Consider the following 15781-nt stretch of genomic DNA (forward strand, 5'->3'; position numbering starts at 1 on the left):
GCATGTCTCATCACTCACTGGAGTGAACACGGGGAGAGCGCGGAACCCCGGTCACGGAGCCGGCCCGGAACAGCGTATGCGAACACCTGCCCCCCTGTCCGGCGATTCGCCACGTAGGCTGCCCCCATGGGTACGAAGCGCTCCGGCGGGGGCCTCTCCACCACGCAGCAGGTCGCCAAGTTCATCGGTGTCAGCACGCTCGCCGGTGCCGTGCTCGCCGGACTCGCCCTGCCGGCCGTCGGGGCGCTGGGCCTCGCCGCCAAGGGCACGGTCGAGGAGTTCGACGAGATCCCGGCGAACCTGAAGACGCCCCCGCTCAGCGAGCGGACCACCATCCTGGACGCCGCCGGTGGCGAGATCGCCAAGGTCTACTCCCGGGACCGCACGGTGGTGCCGCTCAAGGACATCTCCCCCTACATGCAGCAGGCGATCATCGCGATCGAGGACGCCCGCTTCTACGAACACGGGGCGATCGACCTCAAGGGCGTGCTGCGCGCGCTCAACAAGAACGCCCAGGACGGCGGGGTCTCCGAGGGCGCCTCCACCCTGACCCAGCAGTACGTGAAGAACGTCTTCGTCGAGGAGGCCGGCGACGACGCGGAGAAGGTCGCCGAGGCCACCGAGCAGACCATCGGCCGCAAGATCCGCGAGCTGAAGTACGCCATCCAGGTGGAGAAGGAGCTGGGCAAGAAGCGGATCCTGCAGAACTACCTGAACATCACCTTCTTCGGGCAGCAGGCGTACGGGGTCGAGGCGGCCTCCCAGCGCTTCTTCAGCAAGCGCGCCAAGGACCTGAAGCTCCAGGAGGCGGCGCTGCTGGCCGGGCTCGTCCAGTCGCCGAGCCGCTACGACCCGGTCAACGACCCGGAGGAGGCCAAGACCCGCCGCAACATCGTGCTGCAGCGGATGGCCGAGGTGAAGAACATCTCGCAGGCGGAGGCGGACCGGGCGAAGAAGCTGCCGCTGGGCCTGAAGGTGAGCCGTCCGAAGAACGGCTGCATCACCGCGGTGGAGGGCGCCGGCTTCTTCTGCGACTACGTGCGCAAGGTGTTCGTCAACGACCCGGCGTTCGGCAAGACCCGGGAGGAGCGCGTCCAGCGCTGGAACCAGGGCGGCATGACCATCCGCACCACCCTCGACCCGCAGGCCCAGCGATCGGTGCAGAAGGCCATCGCGGACCAGGTGTACGCCGAGGACGACGTGGCCACCGCGGTCACCCTGGTGGAGCCCGGCACCGGCAAGATCCGCGCCATGGGGCAGTCCCGGCCGTACGGCTTCCAGGAGAACCAGACCCAGATCAACCTGTCGGTGGACGAGGCCATGGGCGGCGGCAAGGGCTACCAGCCCGGCTCCACCTTCAAGCCGATCGTGGCCGCCGCCGCGCTGGAGCGGGGCGTCAAGCCGACCAAGTCGTATTCCTCGCCGTACAAGATGCGGTACCCCAGCCCGGTGCAGACCTGCGAGGGGTCCTGGCGCGGCACCGACACCACCCAGAACGAGAACAGTTCCGAGGTGGGCCCGTACGGCATGCAGGAGGCGACCGCCAAGTCGGTCAACACCTACTACGTCCAGCTGATCAGCGACATCGGGGTCTGCCCGGTCACCACGCTCGCCCACAGGATGGGGGTGGACCGGGCCGACGGGCAGAAGATGGAGCAGGTCCCGTCCATCACCCTGGGCACCCAGGAGATGTCCCCGCTCACCATGGCGAACGCCTACGCCACCTTCGCCAACGAGGGCGTGCACTGCACCCCGGTCGCCATCGAGTCGATCACCGGCCCCGGCGGCAAGAAGCTCAAGGTTCCGCAGACCTCGTGCGAGCGGGCGATGTCGAAGAAGACCGCCAGCACCATCAACACCCTGCTCAAGGGGGTCGTCGAGGACGGCACCGGCAAGAAGGCGGGTCTCAGCGGCCGGGACAGCGCGGGCAAGACCGGCACCACCGACTTCCGCTACGCCGCCTGGTTCGTCGGCTACACCCCGAACATGGCGGGCGCCGTCTGGGTCGGTGACCCCGAGCACAAGCGCAAGATGATCGACATCTCCATCGGCGGCCGGCCCTACGACAAGGTCTTCGGTGGCGAGGTGCCCGGACCCATCTGGCGCCAGGCCATGGCCGGCGCCCTGGAGGGCAAGCCGGCGCCGAAGCTGCCGACGGTGAAGGTGAAGGACCCGGCGAAGAAGCGGCCCGACCCGGGGCGCGGGGACGACAAGCCGAGCGGCCGGGCGCACGGCGGCACCGGCGGCGACCCGTGGCCGGACGTCACCATCCCGCCGGGCCTGATCGGCGGTGACGACGGGACCGGGGACGCCGGTGCCATCGGTGGCTGGGACGTCGGCGGCGACCTCGGTGGCGACTTCGGGGACCTCGGCGGCGTCGGGGACCTCGGCGGCCGGAACGGCAACGGGAACGGCAACGGCCGCCGGCCCTGAGCGGACGTGACGGAGCGGCCCCGGCGGCGCCGGGGCCGAAGCTACGGCCTGGCGGGCCGGTGACCAGGGCCTTCATGCCTTCACCGGGCGGGAGCGGTATCAGCCGGGGCCGCCCCGAGGGAAGCCGGTGGGCCGGGGGCGGCCGAGGGCGGTCCCCGGCGGAAGCCGGTGGGCCGGCCGAGGCAGGCCCCGGCGAAACCTGGCGGGCGGGCCGACAACCGGCCCGCTTCCCGTCGCCGGGGCCCCGTGGCCGGCCGGCCACGGACGAGCCGGGACCACCCGGCTCCCGCCGGGCCCCCGGGCCGTCCGCGACACCGGCGGACGGCGGAGGCCCCGCCGGACGGCCTGGCGGGGCGCCGTCAGCCCGCGAGGTGCCGCTTCACCGCGGCAGCCACCCGGCCGCCCTCGGCGCGGCCCGCGACCTTCGGGTTCACGATCTTCATGACCGCGCCCATGGCCCGGGGGCCCTCGGCGCCGCCCGCCGCAGCCTCCCGCACCGCGTCCGCGACCAGCGCGTCCAGCTCCTCGTCGGACAGCTGCTTGGGCAGGTAGTCGGCGAGCACGTCGCCCTCCGCCCGCTCCCGCTCGGCCTGCTCCGGCCGGCCACCCTGGGTGAACGCCTCGGCCGCCTCCCGGCGCTTCTTCGCCTCCCGTGCGACGATCTTCTCCACCTCCGCGTCGGACAGCTCACGGGCGGTGTCGCCCGCCACCTCCTCCTTCTGGATCGCGGAGAGGGTGAGCCGGAGGGTGGAGGAGCGCAGCTCGTCGCGCGCCTTGATCGCGGTGGTGAGGTCGTCCTGAAGCCTGGACTTGAGCGTGGTCATGAGCCCGAGTGTGCCAGCTCCGGCCTGCCGTGACCTGATGATTTCGCCCCTGCCGGGTGTCTGCGACGATGGAGCGCATGCGCGCGCGATACGGAGTACCCCTGGGAATCACGGCGGTCGCCGCCGCCGGCCTCACCTACGCGGCCGGGTTCGAAGTCCGCTCCTTCCGGCTCCGGCGGGTCACCGTGCCGGTCCTGCCGCCCGGGATGCGGCCGCTGCGAGTGCTCCAGGTCTCGGACATCCACATGGTCGGCGGACAGCGGAAGAAGCAGCGCTGGCTGCGGTCGCTCGCCGGGCTCCGCCCGGACTTCGTCGTCAACACCGGCGACAACCTCTCGGACCCCGAGGGCGTGCCGGAGACGCTGGACGCCCTGGGCCCGCTGATGGAGTTCCCCGGCGCCTACGTCTTCGGCTCCAACGACTACTACGGCCCCAAGCTGCGGAACCCGGCCCGCTACCTGATGGAGAAGGCGAGCGGGCGGCACGGGCTGAACGGCAACCCGCCGGCGGTCGGGGCCATCCACAACCCGTGGGAGGAGCTGCGCGACGCCTTCGACGCCGCAGGCTGGGTCGGGCTCTCCAACCGGCGTGACCGCCTCAAGCTGGACGGCCTGGAGATCGCGTTCACCGGCCTGGACGACCCGCACATCAAGCGGGACCGGTACGACGAGGTCGCGGGCGGTCCGGAGGCCGACGCCGATTTCTCCCTCGCCGTGGTCCACGCGCCCTACCTGCGCTCCCTCGACGCCTTCACCGCCGACCGGTACCCGCTGATCCTCGCCGGGCACACCCACGGCGGCCAGCTGTGCATCCCCTTCTACGGGGCCCTGGTCACCAACTGCGACATCGACACCGGCCGGGTCAAGGGTCTCTCCACCCACCGGGCCGGCGGCCACACGTCCTATCTGCACGTCTCCGCCGGCTGCGGCACCAACCGGTACACCCCGGTCCGCTTCGCCTGCCCCCCGGAGGCCACCTTGCTGACCCTGACCCCCCGGGACTGACGCACCGGGGCCCGCCGCCGTACCCCTCGGCTGACCTGCGGCGGTGGGCCCCGATACCGGATTTCACCTTCGGCTCCGCGTGGGCTACAGTAGTGCTCGTTGCTTCGGGGTGTAGCGCAGCTTGGCAGCGCGCTTCGTTCGGGACGAAGAGGTCGTGGGTTCAAATCCCGCCACCCCGACTGAAGGAACACAGATCAGGCCCGGTGCTGAGAAATCAGCACCGGGCCTGATCTGCTTCCGGGCCCGGCGCCGGAGCCCTACCGAGCGCCCGCCCCTCGGAGCCGAGGGCGGCTCGCCTCGGCGGGGTGCGGCGGAAGATCGCCGCAGGGGCCGGCCCTCGCCGTCGTACCACCGGCTCACGCGGTCACCGGAGGTTTTCCGTCCGCGGCCGGGGCGCTGCCGCCCTGACGGCCGCCCCCCGGCGGCCCGGGCCGACCGCATCCCGTGGGCCCCGCGCCGACGACGAACCGGAGCGGGCGTTCCTCCTCTGCGGCCTGCGCGAGGCCTTGCACGGCGTCAACTGCTTCTGCCGGGCTCCGCCTGTCGGTACGGCCTCTCGTCCTGCCTCCTTCCTCGCTCCTGTACGCGACACCGGCCACGGCTCGGCCACCCGCGGAATACCGAGCGCATCGGTGATCACCTTCTGTCGACCACGGTGTCGAGAGCGGCCGGCGATGCGCCGAAGGCGGTGCGGGGCGCCGTCCCGGGCATGCCCGGCAGGGCGACCACGGGCGCGCTTGCGCGGGCAGAGTGACGCAGGTCACGTGCGGCGGTCGATGATTCCGCTCCCCCGGCCCGGTCGTATGAGGGACGACCCGGTTCCGCGGCGCCACGGGGGTGCGACGCGGTCGCCCCGGGACAGCACGGAGCGGAAGAAGGGACACCACCACCATGGCCGAGACCGTCAAAGGCCCCGCCAGCTACTTTCCTTCCATCGAGAAGAAGTACGGCCGTCCGGTAGCGGAGTGGAAGGAGCTCATCCGCTCTTCCCCCCTCACCCGGCACATGGAGCTGGTCAGCTGGCTCAAGACGGAGCACGGGCTGGGCCACGGGCACGCCAACGCGCTGGTCGCGCACACCCTCGCGGAGCAGACCGCCGCGTGAACCGTCCCCCGGACACCTTCAACCGCGGGGCAGGGCACGGGCACGGCCTGCCGCGGCTCGGACGCGGCCCCGGTCCGGTCAGACGGTGATCAGCGACCGCCAGTCCCAGCTGACCTCCACGTCGGACCGCGGGGCCGGCGGGCGGTGGCAGGCGCGGCGTTCGGGCAGCAGTTCGCGGTCGGGCCGGTGCGTGCCGGTGCCCGGGGGGACGAGCGCGGAGGCGGTGAGGTGCTCGATGCGGGCGGCGAAGCCGGGTTCGGGCAGCGGCAGGTCGAGCTCCAGGTCGTCGCGGTAGTCCACCGCGCGGGGCACGTAGGCGAGCACCGCCCGGACCGGCGCCGGCAGGTCACGGCCCTTGGTGAAGCCGCGCAGCACCCGCAGCGCGATGGCCATCTCGTGGTCGGTGGGCGCGTCCTCGTGCAGCGGGTCGACGACCGGCGGGGCCTGGGTACAGGCCTCCTCGTGCCACCAGTTGAGCCAGCCGTGCGCCTGCGCCTCCTCGCCCAGCGCCATGTGGTGCAGGTACAGGCAGTAGGCGGCCGCCGGGTCGCCCGCGCCGGCGGCGAACTGCCACCAGAACTGCGCGCAGTCCGGATGTTCCGCCAGCCGCAGCACGCACCCCAGGACGCGGGCGCCCGGCGGTTCCAGGATGCGCCGGGCGACCAGGTCTCCGAGCAGGGTGAGCGCCCCCGGCCGGGCGATGACCGCTTCGCAGAGGGTGTGCAGATCGCCCGCCATGCGCCCGGCGGCCGCCCGGCGCCCGGTGTGTTCCGCGGGGCCGGCACCGTGCGGGCGCTGCCGCGGGTCCTCGTCGTCGCCCGGGTGCCGGCCGCCACCGTCCAGCCGGTGCCCGCCGGGGGACGGCCGGGAGGGCTGGCGGGTACGGAGCACGTCGTACGGGGCGGTGGGCGCCGCGCCCTGCCCGGCGGCCAGCGGGGGCACGGCGGCGGGCGCGGCACCGTCCTCGCACCCCCCGCGGCGGCCCTGGGCACGGCCCGCCGACAGCCGGGCGGCGATCCGCGCCTCCGCGGCCGGGATGTCGGTCGGCGGGGTGGCGGCCACCAGCGCGCGGGCGAGCAGGCGGTCAATGTGCGAGGTCATCAGCGATTCCTTTGCAGTCCAGGGCCTGGTGCAGGGCCCGGCGGGCCGAGCGGGCGATGGAGCGGACCCCGGCCGCGGTGATGCCCAGGTGCAGGGCGGTCTCGGCGGGGCTGTAGCCGCGGAAGTAGAGCAGGATGATCACGTCCTGCTGGCGCTCCGGGAGGTCCCGGACGGCCTGGCAGAGACTGAGGCTCTCCTCGAACTGACCGATGGGGTCGACCGCGTCGCGCAGCGCGACGGCCTCGAAGGCCGCGGCCTCCAGCACGTACGGACGGCGGCGCCGGGCCCGGGCCAGGTCCAGCGCGCGGTTCTTCATCACCGCCCAGGCGAAGGCCGCGGGGTTCTCCATCCGCAGCACCCGCGGCCAGCAGCGGGCGAGCTGCTCGAACGCGGTGTCCACGGCCTCCTCGGCGTCGGCCCGGTTGTTCAGGATGGTCTCGGCGCGGTGCACATAGGCCTTCCGGTGCAGCTCGTGGAAGGCCCGGAAGTCGGCGGGAAGCTCCATGGACGGCCCGGTCGGCCGGCGTACGGCGCGGCGGTGCAGATGGTCCCGGGTCACCGCGCCTCCCCACCGCGCCGGTCGCGGTCCAGCTCGGAGATCCCGACGCGTACTCCGGCCGCCGCGACGCGACGCAGCAGGGACAGAAGGTCACTCCCGAACACCCGCACGGCGAGCGCGGCGGTGACGAGGTTCCCCAATAATTCGTAATTCACCGGACTTGCTGTCCTTCTGATCGGCACACGGGGCCGCCCCGTCCCGGCCCCGGAAGGACGCTGGTTACGCCCTCTGCCCATCTAGCGGCCACGGACGGCGTTTTGTGCGTCAGTTCTTCTGATTTTCTTATGCGTGCTGACACCCGGGCGACCGGGACGGTCCGGTTCCGTGTCCGCCCGGCCCGGATCGCCTTCGGCGGACGCGGCCGCCGGCGTCCCGGCACACGACGGGTGGACGCCCGCGCCGGGCGGCTCCCGGTCGCCCCCGGAGGTGCGCCGGACCGGTGGCCGGGCGGGCGGTGTCCGGCGTCCGCCCGGGCACGGGAGCGGTGATGGAAACGCCCGAAACCATGCGCCTGGGGCAACCGTCCGGGGCACGAGCGGCCCCCGGGAGGGCACCGGCCTCGGGGTGCAAGCGACCCAAGAGGCGTATGTGGCGCATAACACCCGATCGCAACCGGGCCGTGTCATGTAACACGACCAGCGGACGGCAGTATTGCGCCCATGTCGAATCTCCGCTCAAACATCGCCGCCTGGCTCGGGCGCAAGTATTTCTCGCGCATTCAGCGAAACGGCCTCGACCTGTCCAAGATGTCGTTCCTGCCGGAGTCCACTCTCATGCCGCTGCGCCGTGAGGGCGTGGACCCGGTACCCGCACTGGCCAAGCGCCGGGCCAAGGAGCCGATCAGCAAACTCGCCCTGCCCTTCGGGATGAACGGCTGGCTCGTCACCGGCCACGCGGAGGCCAAAGCCGTCCTCGGCAAGGCCACCGCATTCAGCACCGATTTCACCAACATAGCGGGTAATGCCGGGATTTCCCCCCAGCAGAATCCCGGCGGCCTGGGCTTCAGCGATCCACCGGTCCATACCCGGCTGAGGCGCCTGCTGACACCCGAGTTCACCATGCGCCGTCTGAACCGGCTGACCCCCCGCATCCACGCCCTGGTGGAGGAGCGGCTGGACGCGATGGCCGCGGCCGAGGGGCCCGTGGACCTGGTCCAGGAGTACGCCTTCCCGATCCCGTCCCTGGTCATATGCGAGCTGCTGGGCGTGCCGTACGAGGACCGGGAGGAGTTCCAGCGCCTGAGCACCGCGCGCTTCGACCTCTTCGGCGGCGCCGGCGCCCCCTTCGGGGTCATCTCCGACTCGCTGTCGTACCTCCGCGACATCGTGAAGAAGCAGCGGGAGAACCCCGGTGACGGACTGCTCGGCATGATCGTCCGCGAGCACGGCGACGCCATCGACGACGAGGAGCTGACCGGACTGGCGGACGGGGTGCTCACCGGCGGCCTGGAGACCACCGCCAGCATGATCGCGCTCGGCACCCTGGTCCTGCTCCAGCACCCGGAGCACCTGGCCACGCTGCGGGACGACGACGCCGCGATCGACGGCTTCGTCGAGGAACTGCTGCGCTACCTGACCGTCGTGCAGGTGGCCTTCCCCCGCTTCGCCAAGGAGGACATGGAGATAGCCGGGACGAAGATCTCCCGCGGCGACTTCGTGCTCTGCTCGCTCAGCGGGGCCAACCGCGACGAGGCGCTCGGCCCCGACATGGAGCGCTTCGACCCGCACCGTGAGGGCCCGTCCCACCTCGCCTTCGGGCACGGCATCCACCGCTGCGTGGGCGCCGAACTGGCCCGGATGGAACTGCGTGCCGCGCTCCCCGCGCTGGTGCGGCGGTTCCCCGGCATGCGGCTGGCGGTGGCGCCGGAGGACCTCACGTTCCGCAAGCTCTCCATCGTCTACGGGGTGGACGCGCTGCCGCTGCTGCTGAAGTGACGGCGCACGACGTACCCACCGGGCCGGCGGACCCCCGCCCGGCCGGCCCCGGCACGTCCCCGGCGCGGAGGCGGCACCGACGGTGGCAGCGGCAGCGCCCGGCCCACAAGGCCTCGCCCGACCCGCACCGGCGGGGGCACCACCCGCGCCGTACCCGCTACCGGCGGGAGGCCTTCAGCGAGTACATCAGGGGCACCCGGGGGCTCTCCGCCGGCATCCGGTAGTACCCGTCCTCGCCGCGTCGCAGTGCCGTGTAGCGCTGGAACAGGGTCACCTCGTGCTCGTGCAGGAAGTCGATCCGCAGCCCCGCGCCGGCGAGCGCGGAGACCACGTCCCCGAGCGTGTGCTGCCACTGGTAGTTCCGGTTGTTGACGGTCACCGCCTCGGCGTCGGTGTACGTGCCGGGCGTCTCGTCGACCCAGGCGGTGTGGTCGAAGTAGTCGTGGGCGACCCGGGAGCCGGTCTCGTCGTCGAGCATGTCGGTGACCGGGTGGAACTCCGCGAGGTAGAGGAAGCCGCCCGGCGCCACCAGATGGGCCGCCGTCTCGGCCCAGCGGCGGATGTCGGGAAGCCAGCACAGCGCCCCCACGCCCGTGTAGACGATGTCGTAGGCGGAGTCCGGGACCGCCTCGGCCGCGTCGTACACGTCCGCGGCCACGAAGGAGGCGCGCTCCGGCCCCAGTCCGAGGTCGGCGGCGAGGTCCCGGGCCGCCTCCACGGCCGGCTCGGAGAAGTCCAGGCCCACCACCTGGGCGGCCCCGTGCCGCGCCCAGGAGAGGGTGTCGAGGCCGATGTGGCACTGGAGGTGGAGAAGCGTGCGGCCGGTGACGTCGCCGACCTCCGCCCGCTCGAAGTCGCGGAGGCTGTCCTTGCCGCCGCGGAAGGCGTCGAGGTCGTAGAACTCGCTGGCGACGTGGATCGGAACGCGCTCGTCCCACATCGCACGGTTCACATCACGCCAGTCGTCGGGGGACGCGGGTCGGTGCATATGCCGGAGGTTATCCACAGGTATGGCACGACACCAGCGGGTTACGTGTGGCGCGGCGCAGAATGGGGGGCATGGCTGAGAGCACTGAGTCCATGCCGGACTGGGAGAAGCGCTTCCGGGCGCCACGCGTGGGTCTGCCGGAGTGGGCGGAGGACGCCCCGGACCGCTCGCTGTTCGTGTCCAACGCGACCGGGACGTACGAGCTGTACGCGTGGGACCGGGCGACCGGGGAGCAGCGGCAGGTGACGGACCGCCCCAACGGCACCACCAGCGGCGTGATCTCCCCGGACGGCGAGTGGATCTGGTGGTTCTCGGACACCGACGGCGACGAGTTCGGCATATGGATGCGTCAGCCGTTCGAGCGGGACGGCACGGTTCGGGACGGCACGGGCGGCGGCCGGGGCGGGGACGAGGAGGACGGCACCCGGGTCACGGACCGCGGGGACGAGCCGGCCACTCCGGGGCTGGCACCCTCCTACCCCGCCGGTCTGGCACTCGGCCGCGACGGGACGGCGGTCGTCGGCCGGTCCACCGACGACGACGGTTCCACCATCCACGTCGTACCGCCCGGCGGCACGCCCTGCGAGATCTACCGGCACCGGGAGTCGGCCGGGGTGGGCGACCTCTCCCGGGACGGCACCCTGATCGCGATAGAGCACACCGAGCACGGTGACGCGATGCACTCGGCGATACGGGTGGTCCGGACGGACGGGACGACCGTGGCCGAGCTGGACGACACCAGGGGCGGCACCGAGGAGCTGGGCCTGTCCGTCATGGGCTTCGCCCCCTCCGCCGGGGACGCGCGGCTCCTCGTCGGCCACCAGCGGCGCGGGCGCTGGGAGCCGATGGTGTGGGACCCGCTGACCGGCGAGGAGACCGCGCTCGCCATCGACCTGCCCGGTGACGTCGGCGCCGAGTGGTACCCGGACGGGTCGGCGCTGCTGGTCTCGCACGAGTACCACGCCCGCAGCGAGCTGTGGCGGTACGACCTGGCCACGTCCGCGCTCGTCCGCGTCGAGACACCGGTGGGGACGGTCTCCGGCGCGACCGCGCGGCCGGACGGCACGGTGGAGTTCCTGTGGTCCTCGGCCGCCGAGCCGCCGCAGGTACGGTCCACCAGCGGCCGGGTGGTGCTGGACCCGCCCGGCTTCACCGCCCCCGGCTCGGTCCCGGTGGAGGACATATGGGTGGACGGGCCCGGGGGCCGGGTGCACGCGCTGGTGCAGCGGCCGGCCGGTGAGGGACCGTTCCCGACCGTCTTCGACATCCACGGCGGCCCGACCTGGCACGACAGCGACGCCTTCGCCGCCGGTCCGGCGGCCTGGGTGGACCACGGGTTCGCGGTGGTACGGGTCAACTACCGCGGCTCCACCGGATACGGGCGGGCCTGGACGGACGCGCTCAAGCACCGGGTCGGCCTCATCGAGCTGGAGGACATCGCGGCGGTGCGGGAGTGGGCGGTGGCCTCCGGGCTGGCCGACCCCGGGCGCCTGGTCCTCGCCGGCGGCTCCTGGGGCGGCTATCTGACCCTGCTGGGTCTGGGGACCCAGCCGGACGCCTGGGCGGTGGGCCTGGCGGCGGTGCCGGTGGCCGACTACGTCACGGCCTACCACGACGAGATGGAAGCGCTGAAGGCGATGGACCGGACCCTCCTGGGCGGCACCCCGGAGGAGGTCCCCGAGAGGTTCGCGGCGTCCTCCCCGCTCACCTACGTGGACCAGGTGCGGGCGCCGGTGTTCATCTCCGCCGGGGTGAACGACCCGCGCTGCCCGATACGCCAGATCGACAACTACGTGGCACGGCTGGAGCGGCGCGGCGCCCCGCACGAGGTGTACCGCTACGACGCCGGGCACGGCTCACTGGTGGTCGAGGAGCGGATCAAGCAGCTCCGGCTGGAGATCGGGTTCGCCCTGCGCCATCTGAGCCTTCCGGCCCCTGATCCGGACCGGGCCCGGATTCCGGCTCCGGGCCGGGACGGGGCCCGGTCGGGGACTCCGGCGTGATGCCGAGCGCCAGGTCCCTGGCCACCTCCGCCTCCCGGCGGAAGAGGCGGAACCACATGAAGACCACGAAGCCGGCGAAGAGGAACCACTCACCGGTGTAGCCGAGATTCTGGAACGCCTTGAGGTCCAGTCCGGTGCCCTCGGCCACGGTCGGGGGCACCGGGACCAGGGCCCCGGGCGCCGTGGAGGAGGTGAGCCACGCGTCCTGCACCTCGTAGGGCACGATGTTGACGAGCGAGGCGGCACTGATCACACCCAGCTGTCCCTCCGGCAGTCCGCCACCGGAGCGCGCCCCTCTGGTCCCCTGGTGCTCGGACGCCTGGAGCGCCCCGGTGACCGTCACCCGGCCGGACGGCGGGGCGGGCACCTTGGCGGTGTCGGCCGCGACGTCCGCGTCACCCGGCAGCCAGCCCCGGACGACCGGCACCGCCGCCGGGTCCGGCCGGCCCCCGGCGACGTCGCCCGTCCCGTCGGCACCCCGCCCGGCGCCCCCGCCGTCCGTCCGCAGCAGAGCGAGCACGTAGAAACCGGCCCGGCCGTCTAGCGTGCGGTCCGGCACCAGCATCTGGTGCCGGGGGTCGAAGCGGCCGGTCACGGTGGCCAGCCGTCCCGAGGTCTCCTGGGTGACCGGCAGCAGGTCGCGCAGCGGCACCGCGCGTTCCGCCTCGGCGTTGTTCGCACGATCCTGCTGCTCCCGGTGCGAGTCGACGCGCGCCTCGAAGCGGCTGAGCTGCCAGCTGCCCATGAACAGACACACGGGGATGGACAGCGCGGCGAAGACGTTGATCACCCACCAGCGGGGTGTCAGCAGAAATCGATACACACCACCACGGTACGGGCCGCCCGCCGGTTCCCCCGCACGTGCCCCCGGGCCTGTCCCCCGCTCCCACCCCCCGACCTGCGGACTTCACGGTCGGGGGAAGAGCAGGGCGAGGGGTCCGGTGCGGAAGGCGGTGGTGGCCGAGGCGGCGACCTGCGGGGGCGGTACGACGGTGCCCCTTCCGCGGGCCGGCGGGTGGGACAAGCCCGCGGTCAGCCTCCCGGACCGGCGGACGGGACCGGCGGACGGGACCGGCGGACGGGACCGGCGGACGGGACCGGCGGACGGGACCGGCCACCCCGGCCGGTCCGCCGCCGACGGCCGGCAGACTGCGGACGGCGGCCGGGAACGGCGGACGGGGAACGGCGGGCGGCGGGCGGCTGCGGTGTCAGCCGGCCAGGACGCCGGTGTGGTAGACCGTGCCCGCGCAGGCGTTGGGCACCGTGGTGGTCGCGGCGGCCGGGTCGCCGGCGGCCGGGGTGTAGATGACCTGGACGCTCGCCTCCGGCTGCTCCGTTCCGCCGCCGGCTTCGCCACCCGCTTCGTCCGGGCTGGGCGGTTCCTGCGGGGCCGAGCCCGTGCCGTTGTCCTCGGTGGGTTCCGGTGTGGGCGTCGCGCCGGAGGTGCCGCATCCCGACGGGCCGCCGTCCGCGGCGGGCAGCCAGGCGAACTTGACCTCGTACGCCTGTCCCGGCTGGAGGATCAGCTGGGTCGGCGAGGTGGAGGTGTCGGGGAGCTGGGTGGCCGCGTCACCGGGGGTGTGGTAGACGACGTTGATCCTGGTCGCGTCGGCACTGCCCTGGGCGACCGCGCTCACCGCCCCGGAGCCGTCCACGGTGCAGGCGGTCGCGGAGGTGTTCACGACGCGGAAGGAACCGTAGACGTGGCCGTTGGCGTCGGCGGGGCCGGCGGCACCGCTGCCTTCGAGCTGCGCCCGGGTGCAGACGGGCGAGGTCGCGTTGAGGGTGCTGGAGGGGTTCGGCACACCGGGATCGCTGGACGGGCTCTCGGAGTGCTTCTCCTTCTCGGTCTTCCCCTCCTCCTCCTTGTCCTCCTTGCCGTCCTTCTCCTTCTCGCCGGTCTTGGTGGGCCTGCCCGTCACCGGGTCCTCACCGCCCCCGCCGTGCGTACCGCCCTGCACCCCGGGGGTGCGCTCACTGCTCGCCGCGTTGGCCGACCGGTCGTCGGACGTGCTGACCTCGTTCGCCACGTGGACCAGCGTCGGCAGCGCGGCACCGCCGAGCACCACCGCGGCCACGGCCCCGACCAGTGCCTGGCGTCTGCGCCTGCGGCGGGCGGGCACGGCACGGTGCAGGTGATCCAGCGCGCCGGGGGTCGGCTCCAGGTCGTCCACCGCGCCGCGCAGCAGTCTCCGCAGGGCCTCTTCGTCGATGTCCTCGATGTCGTCGGCCGCGCCGGGGTCGCCACCGGGTCCGGACCCGGTGCCCCGTCCGGCACCCGGGCCCGACGCCGTACCGCGCCCGCCGTTCCCGCCGGCCGCGCGCTCGCCGACGTCGTCCACGCCGGCCGCACCCGCCGAAGCGTCATCGTCCGCGCCCGCCGGACCGTCGGCCTCGCCGCCGGCCGCACCCGGGCCGCCGCCACCATCGGCGGCACGCACGCCATCGCCACCACCGGCCGCACGCGGACTGCCCTCACCATCGGCCGTGGGCTCGCCGTTGTCGCCGGGGGCCGGTCCGGGGCCGGTCGCGGGCTCCTGTGCCGGGCCTTCGTCCTGCCGCGCCTCCGCGGCACCGGCCGCACCGGGTCCCCCGGTTCCGCCGGCCGTGGCGTCGTCACCCGCGGTGCCGTCGGTCCCGGAGGCGCCCTCCGCCCCGCCGGCGGTCTCGGCATGCGCGTGGTGCTCGGGCTCGTGCCCCGGTTCGTGCTTCTCGTGGTTCATGCCGGAGTCTCCATGGCGACGCGCAGCGCGGCGATGCCGCGCGATCCGTACGCCTTGACCGAACCCAGCGATATGCCGAGGGTCTCGGCCACCTGTGCCTCGGTCATGTCGGCGAAGTAGCGCAGCACCAGCACCTCGCGCTGCCGGCGCTGCAGCCCCCTCATCGCCTTGATCAGCTGGTCGCGCTCCAGTTGCTCGTACGCGCCTTCCTCGGCGCTGGCCATGTCGGGCATCGGCTTGGAGAGCAGCTTCAGACCGAGAATGCGCCGGCGCAGCGCCGAGCGGGACAGGTTGACGACGGTCTGCCGCAGGTACGCGAGGGTCTTCTCGGGATCCCGCACCCGGCTGCGCGCGGAGTGGACCCGGATGAACGCCTCCTGGACGACGTCCTCGCACGAGGCGGTGTCGTCCAGGAGCAGTGCCGCGAGCCCGAGCAGCGAGCGGTAGTGCGCCCGGTAGGTCTCGGTCAGATGGTCGACTGTGGTGCCCACGGCCATCGCGTCGTCAGTTTCCCCGCGTTGAGACGGCACCTGCGCGGGGCGTGCGGCAGGCCACGGCGCGATCACCGGCATGCCACCTGACGTGCGAGAACGCGATGGATGCAGTGCTGAGCGGCCCCGTACCGGGGCCGTTGCGATGCCGAATACCTCTGCCACGCCTGTTGGACACGCTTCCCCCACCCAGGGTTGTACGCGCGAGGCATGGCTATGGACGATGCATCAAATGCCCCCATGCGCACCAGCTCTTCCCTTATGCAGCGATTTCACCAGCGCCCCGAGGGGCGGTTACCAAGACGCTCCCCGGGCACCGCCGGTTGCGGCGGAGCGGGGAGCGCATGATCGAACCGAACATCCGACCAGTTCACATGGCTCGACCATCGTAATGGTCGGGAAACTCACACCGCCGCCGGGCCGGTGGCGGCCGGAACCGGTCCGACGCCCCTGCGGAGAAGGCCCGGTGACGGCGGTGGAGCGGGCGCCGGGCCGGCCGCGGTACCGGAGTGCCGGCGGTGCCGCGGTCGTGCGGGCCGCCATGCCGCGAGGTCGGGGCATGGCGGCACCCGCCACGGTAGGACGAGAGTCGTGCGGCGGACGGAGGGCCGGCCGCG

The 15781-nt window shown here is 73.1% G+C and carries 12 protein-coding genes, 1 tRNA gene and 1 pseudogene; 6 read left to right on the plus strand and 8 right to left on the minus strand.

Features of this window, described 5'->3' with window-relative positions:
* Window positions 1–126 precede the first annotated feature (126 nt).
* On the plus strand, window positions 127–2433 hold the full coding sequence (locus IHE55_RS13725) for a transglycosylase domain-containing protein (RefSeq protein WP_197989292.1): 2307 nt from the start codon (window positions 127–129) through the stop codon (window positions 2431–2433).
* A 359-nt stretch (window positions 2434–2792) separates the two neighbouring features.
* Here the strand turns inward: IHE55_RS13725 and IHE55_RS13730 are convergent, their stop codons facing one another.
* Complete coding sequence (locus IHE55_RS13730) at window positions 2793–3257, minus strand: GatB/YqeY domain-containing protein (RefSeq protein WP_197989293.1); 465 nt, start codon at window positions 3255–3257, stop codon at window positions 2793–2795.
* A 77-nt stretch (window positions 3258–3334) separates the two neighbouring features.
* Here IHE55_RS13730 and IHE55_RS13735 point away from each other — a divergent pair, with 77 nt between their 5' ends.
* The 3 genes from IHE55_RS13735 (at window position 3335) to IHE55_RS13745 (ending at window position 5365) form a co-directional block, all read left to right on the plus strand.
* Entirely contained in the window at window positions 3335–4261 is a 927-nt protein-coding gene (locus IHE55_RS13735; protein WP_197989294.1) for a metallophosphoesterase, read from the plus strand.
* A gap of 105 nt (window positions 4262–4366) precedes the next feature.
* Window positions 4367–4440 (plus strand) — tRNA-Pro (locus tag IHE55_RS13740).
* 712 nt (window positions 4441–5152) lie between these two features.
* On the plus strand, window positions 5153–5365 hold the full coding sequence (locus IHE55_RS13745) for a DUF4287 domain-containing protein (protein ID WP_197989295.1): 213 nt from the start codon (window positions 5153–5155) through the stop codon (window positions 5363–5365).
* Window positions 5366–5443: 78 nt separating this feature from the next.
* On the opposite strand, the gene IHE55_RS13750 is transcribed toward IHE55_RS13745, so the two are convergent.
* Genes IHE55_RS13750 through IHE55_RS13760 form a run of 3 tightly spaced genes read right to left on the minus strand, consistent with a single transcriptional unit; the run spans window position 5444 to window position 7180 of the window.
* Window positions 5444–6466, minus strand: a complete 1023-nt coding sequence (locus IHE55_RS13750; protein WP_197989296.1) for a hypothetical protein — start codon at window positions 6464–6466, stop codon at window positions 5444–5446.
* Window positions 6450–7025, minus strand: coding sequence for a sigma-70 family RNA polymerase sigma factor (locus IHE55_RS13755; RefSeq protein ID WP_307826651.1), 576 nt, complete (start codon window positions 7023–7025; stop codon window positions 6450–6452). The genes IHE55_RS13750 and IHE55_RS13755 overlap by 17 nt, the downstream gene beginning before the upstream one ends.
* Window positions 7022–7180 carry a hypothetical protein gene (locus tag IHE55_RS13760; protein WP_197989297.1) on the minus strand — a complete coding sequence of 53 codons (159 nt, stop codon included), beginning with the start codon at window positions 7178–7180 and terminating at the stop codon, window positions 7022–7024. Before IHE55_RS13760 ends, IHE55_RS13755 begins: the two co-directional genes overlap by 4 nt.
* Before the next feature lie 504 nt (window positions 7181–7684).
* Between IHE55_RS13760 and IHE55_RS13765 the strand changes: the two genes are divergently transcribed.
* Window positions 7685–8959 (plus strand): cytochrome P450, encoded by a 1275-nt coding sequence (locus IHE55_RS13765; protein ID WP_197989298.1) that lies wholly within the window; start codon window positions 7685–7687, stop codon window positions 8957–8959.
* Window positions 8960–9116: 157 nt separating this feature from the next.
* Here IHE55_RS13765 and IHE55_RS13770 read toward each other — a convergent pair whose 3' ends face one another.
* The gene (locus IHE55_RS13770) at window positions 9117–9947 is read right to left on the minus strand and encodes a class I SAM-dependent methyltransferase (protein WP_197989299.1); all 831 of its coding nucleotides are present in this window, start codon (window positions 9945–9947) and stop codon (window positions 9117–9119) included.
* A 62-nt stretch (window positions 9948–10009) separates the two neighbouring features.
* Here IHE55_RS13770 and IHE55_RS13775 point away from each other — a divergent pair, with 62 nt between their 5' ends.
* Window positions 10010–11950 carry a S9 family peptidase gene (locus IHE55_RS13775; protein WP_197989300.1) on the plus strand — a complete coding sequence of 647 codons (1941 nt, stop codon included), beginning with the start codon at window positions 10010–10012 and terminating at the stop codon, window positions 11948–11950.
* Window positions 11951–12083: 133 nt separating this feature from the next.
* On the opposite strand, the pseudogene IHE55_RS13780 reads toward IHE55_RS13775, so the two are convergent.
* The 3 genes and pseudogenes from IHE55_RS13780 to IHE55_RS13790 form a co-directional block, all read right to left on the minus strand.
* Window positions 12084–12695: pseudogene (locus tag IHE55_RS13780) on the minus strand (SURF1 family protein); the annotation flags it as partial.
* A gap of 463 nt (window positions 12696–13158) precedes the next feature.
* Window positions 13159–14673 (minus strand): DUF4232 domain-containing protein, encoded by a 1515-nt coding sequence (locus tag IHE55_RS13785; protein WP_232265555.1) that lies wholly within the window; start codon window positions 14671–14673, stop codon window positions 13159–13161.
* The gene (locus IHE55_RS13790) at window positions 14670–15329 is read right to left on the minus strand and encodes a SigE family RNA polymerase sigma factor (protein WP_372442670.1); all 660 of its coding nucleotides are present in this window, start codon (window positions 15327–15329) and stop codon (window positions 14670–14672) included. The genes IHE55_RS13785 and IHE55_RS13790 overlap by 4 nt, the downstream gene beginning before the upstream one ends.
* Window positions 15330–15781 lie beyond the last annotated feature (452 nt).

It is taken from the genome of Streptomyces pactum, assembly GCF_016031615.1.
Lineage (GTDB): Bacteria > Actinomycetota > Actinomycetes > Streptomycetales > Streptomycetaceae > Streptomyces > Streptomyces pactus.

Bases quoted from the DNA above. Each gene is read 5' to 3' on its own strand.
- IHE55_RS13725 (WP_197989292.1), top strand. From the start codon at position 127: ATGGGTACGAAGCGCTCCGGCGGGGGCCTCTCCACCACGCAGCAGGTC.
- IHE55_RS13745 (WP_197989295.1), top strand. From the start codon at position 5,153: ATGGCCGAGACCGTCAAAGGCCCCGCCAGCTACTTTCCTTCCATCGAG.
- IHE55_RS13735 (WP_197989294.1), top strand. From the start codon at position 3,335: ATGCGCGCGCGATACGGAGTACCCCTGGGAATCACGGCGGTCGCCGCC.
- IHE55_RS13770 (WP_197989299.1), bottom strand. From the start codon at position 9,947: ATGCACCGACCCGCGTCCCCCGACGACTGGCGTGATGTGAACCGTGCG.
- IHE55_RS13765 (WP_197989298.1), top strand. From the start codon at position 7,685: ATGTCGAATCTCCGCTCAAACATCGCCGCCTGGCTCGGGCGCAAGTAT.
- IHE55_RS13750 (WP_197989296.1), bottom strand. From the start codon at position 6,466: ATGACCTCGCACATTGACCGCCTGCTCGCCCGCGCGCTGGTGGCCGCC.
- IHE55_RS13785 (WP_232265555.1), bottom strand. From the start codon at position 14,673: ATGAACCACGAGAAGCACGAACCGGGGCACGAGCCCGAGCACCACGCG.
- IHE55_RS13775 (WP_197989300.1), top strand. From the start codon at position 10,010: ATGGGGGGCATGGCTGAGAGCACTGAGTCCATGCCGGACTGGGAGAAG.
- IHE55_RS13730 (WP_197989293.1), bottom strand. From the start codon at position 3,257: ATGACCACGCTCAAGTCCAGGCTTCAGGACGACCTCACCACCGCGATC.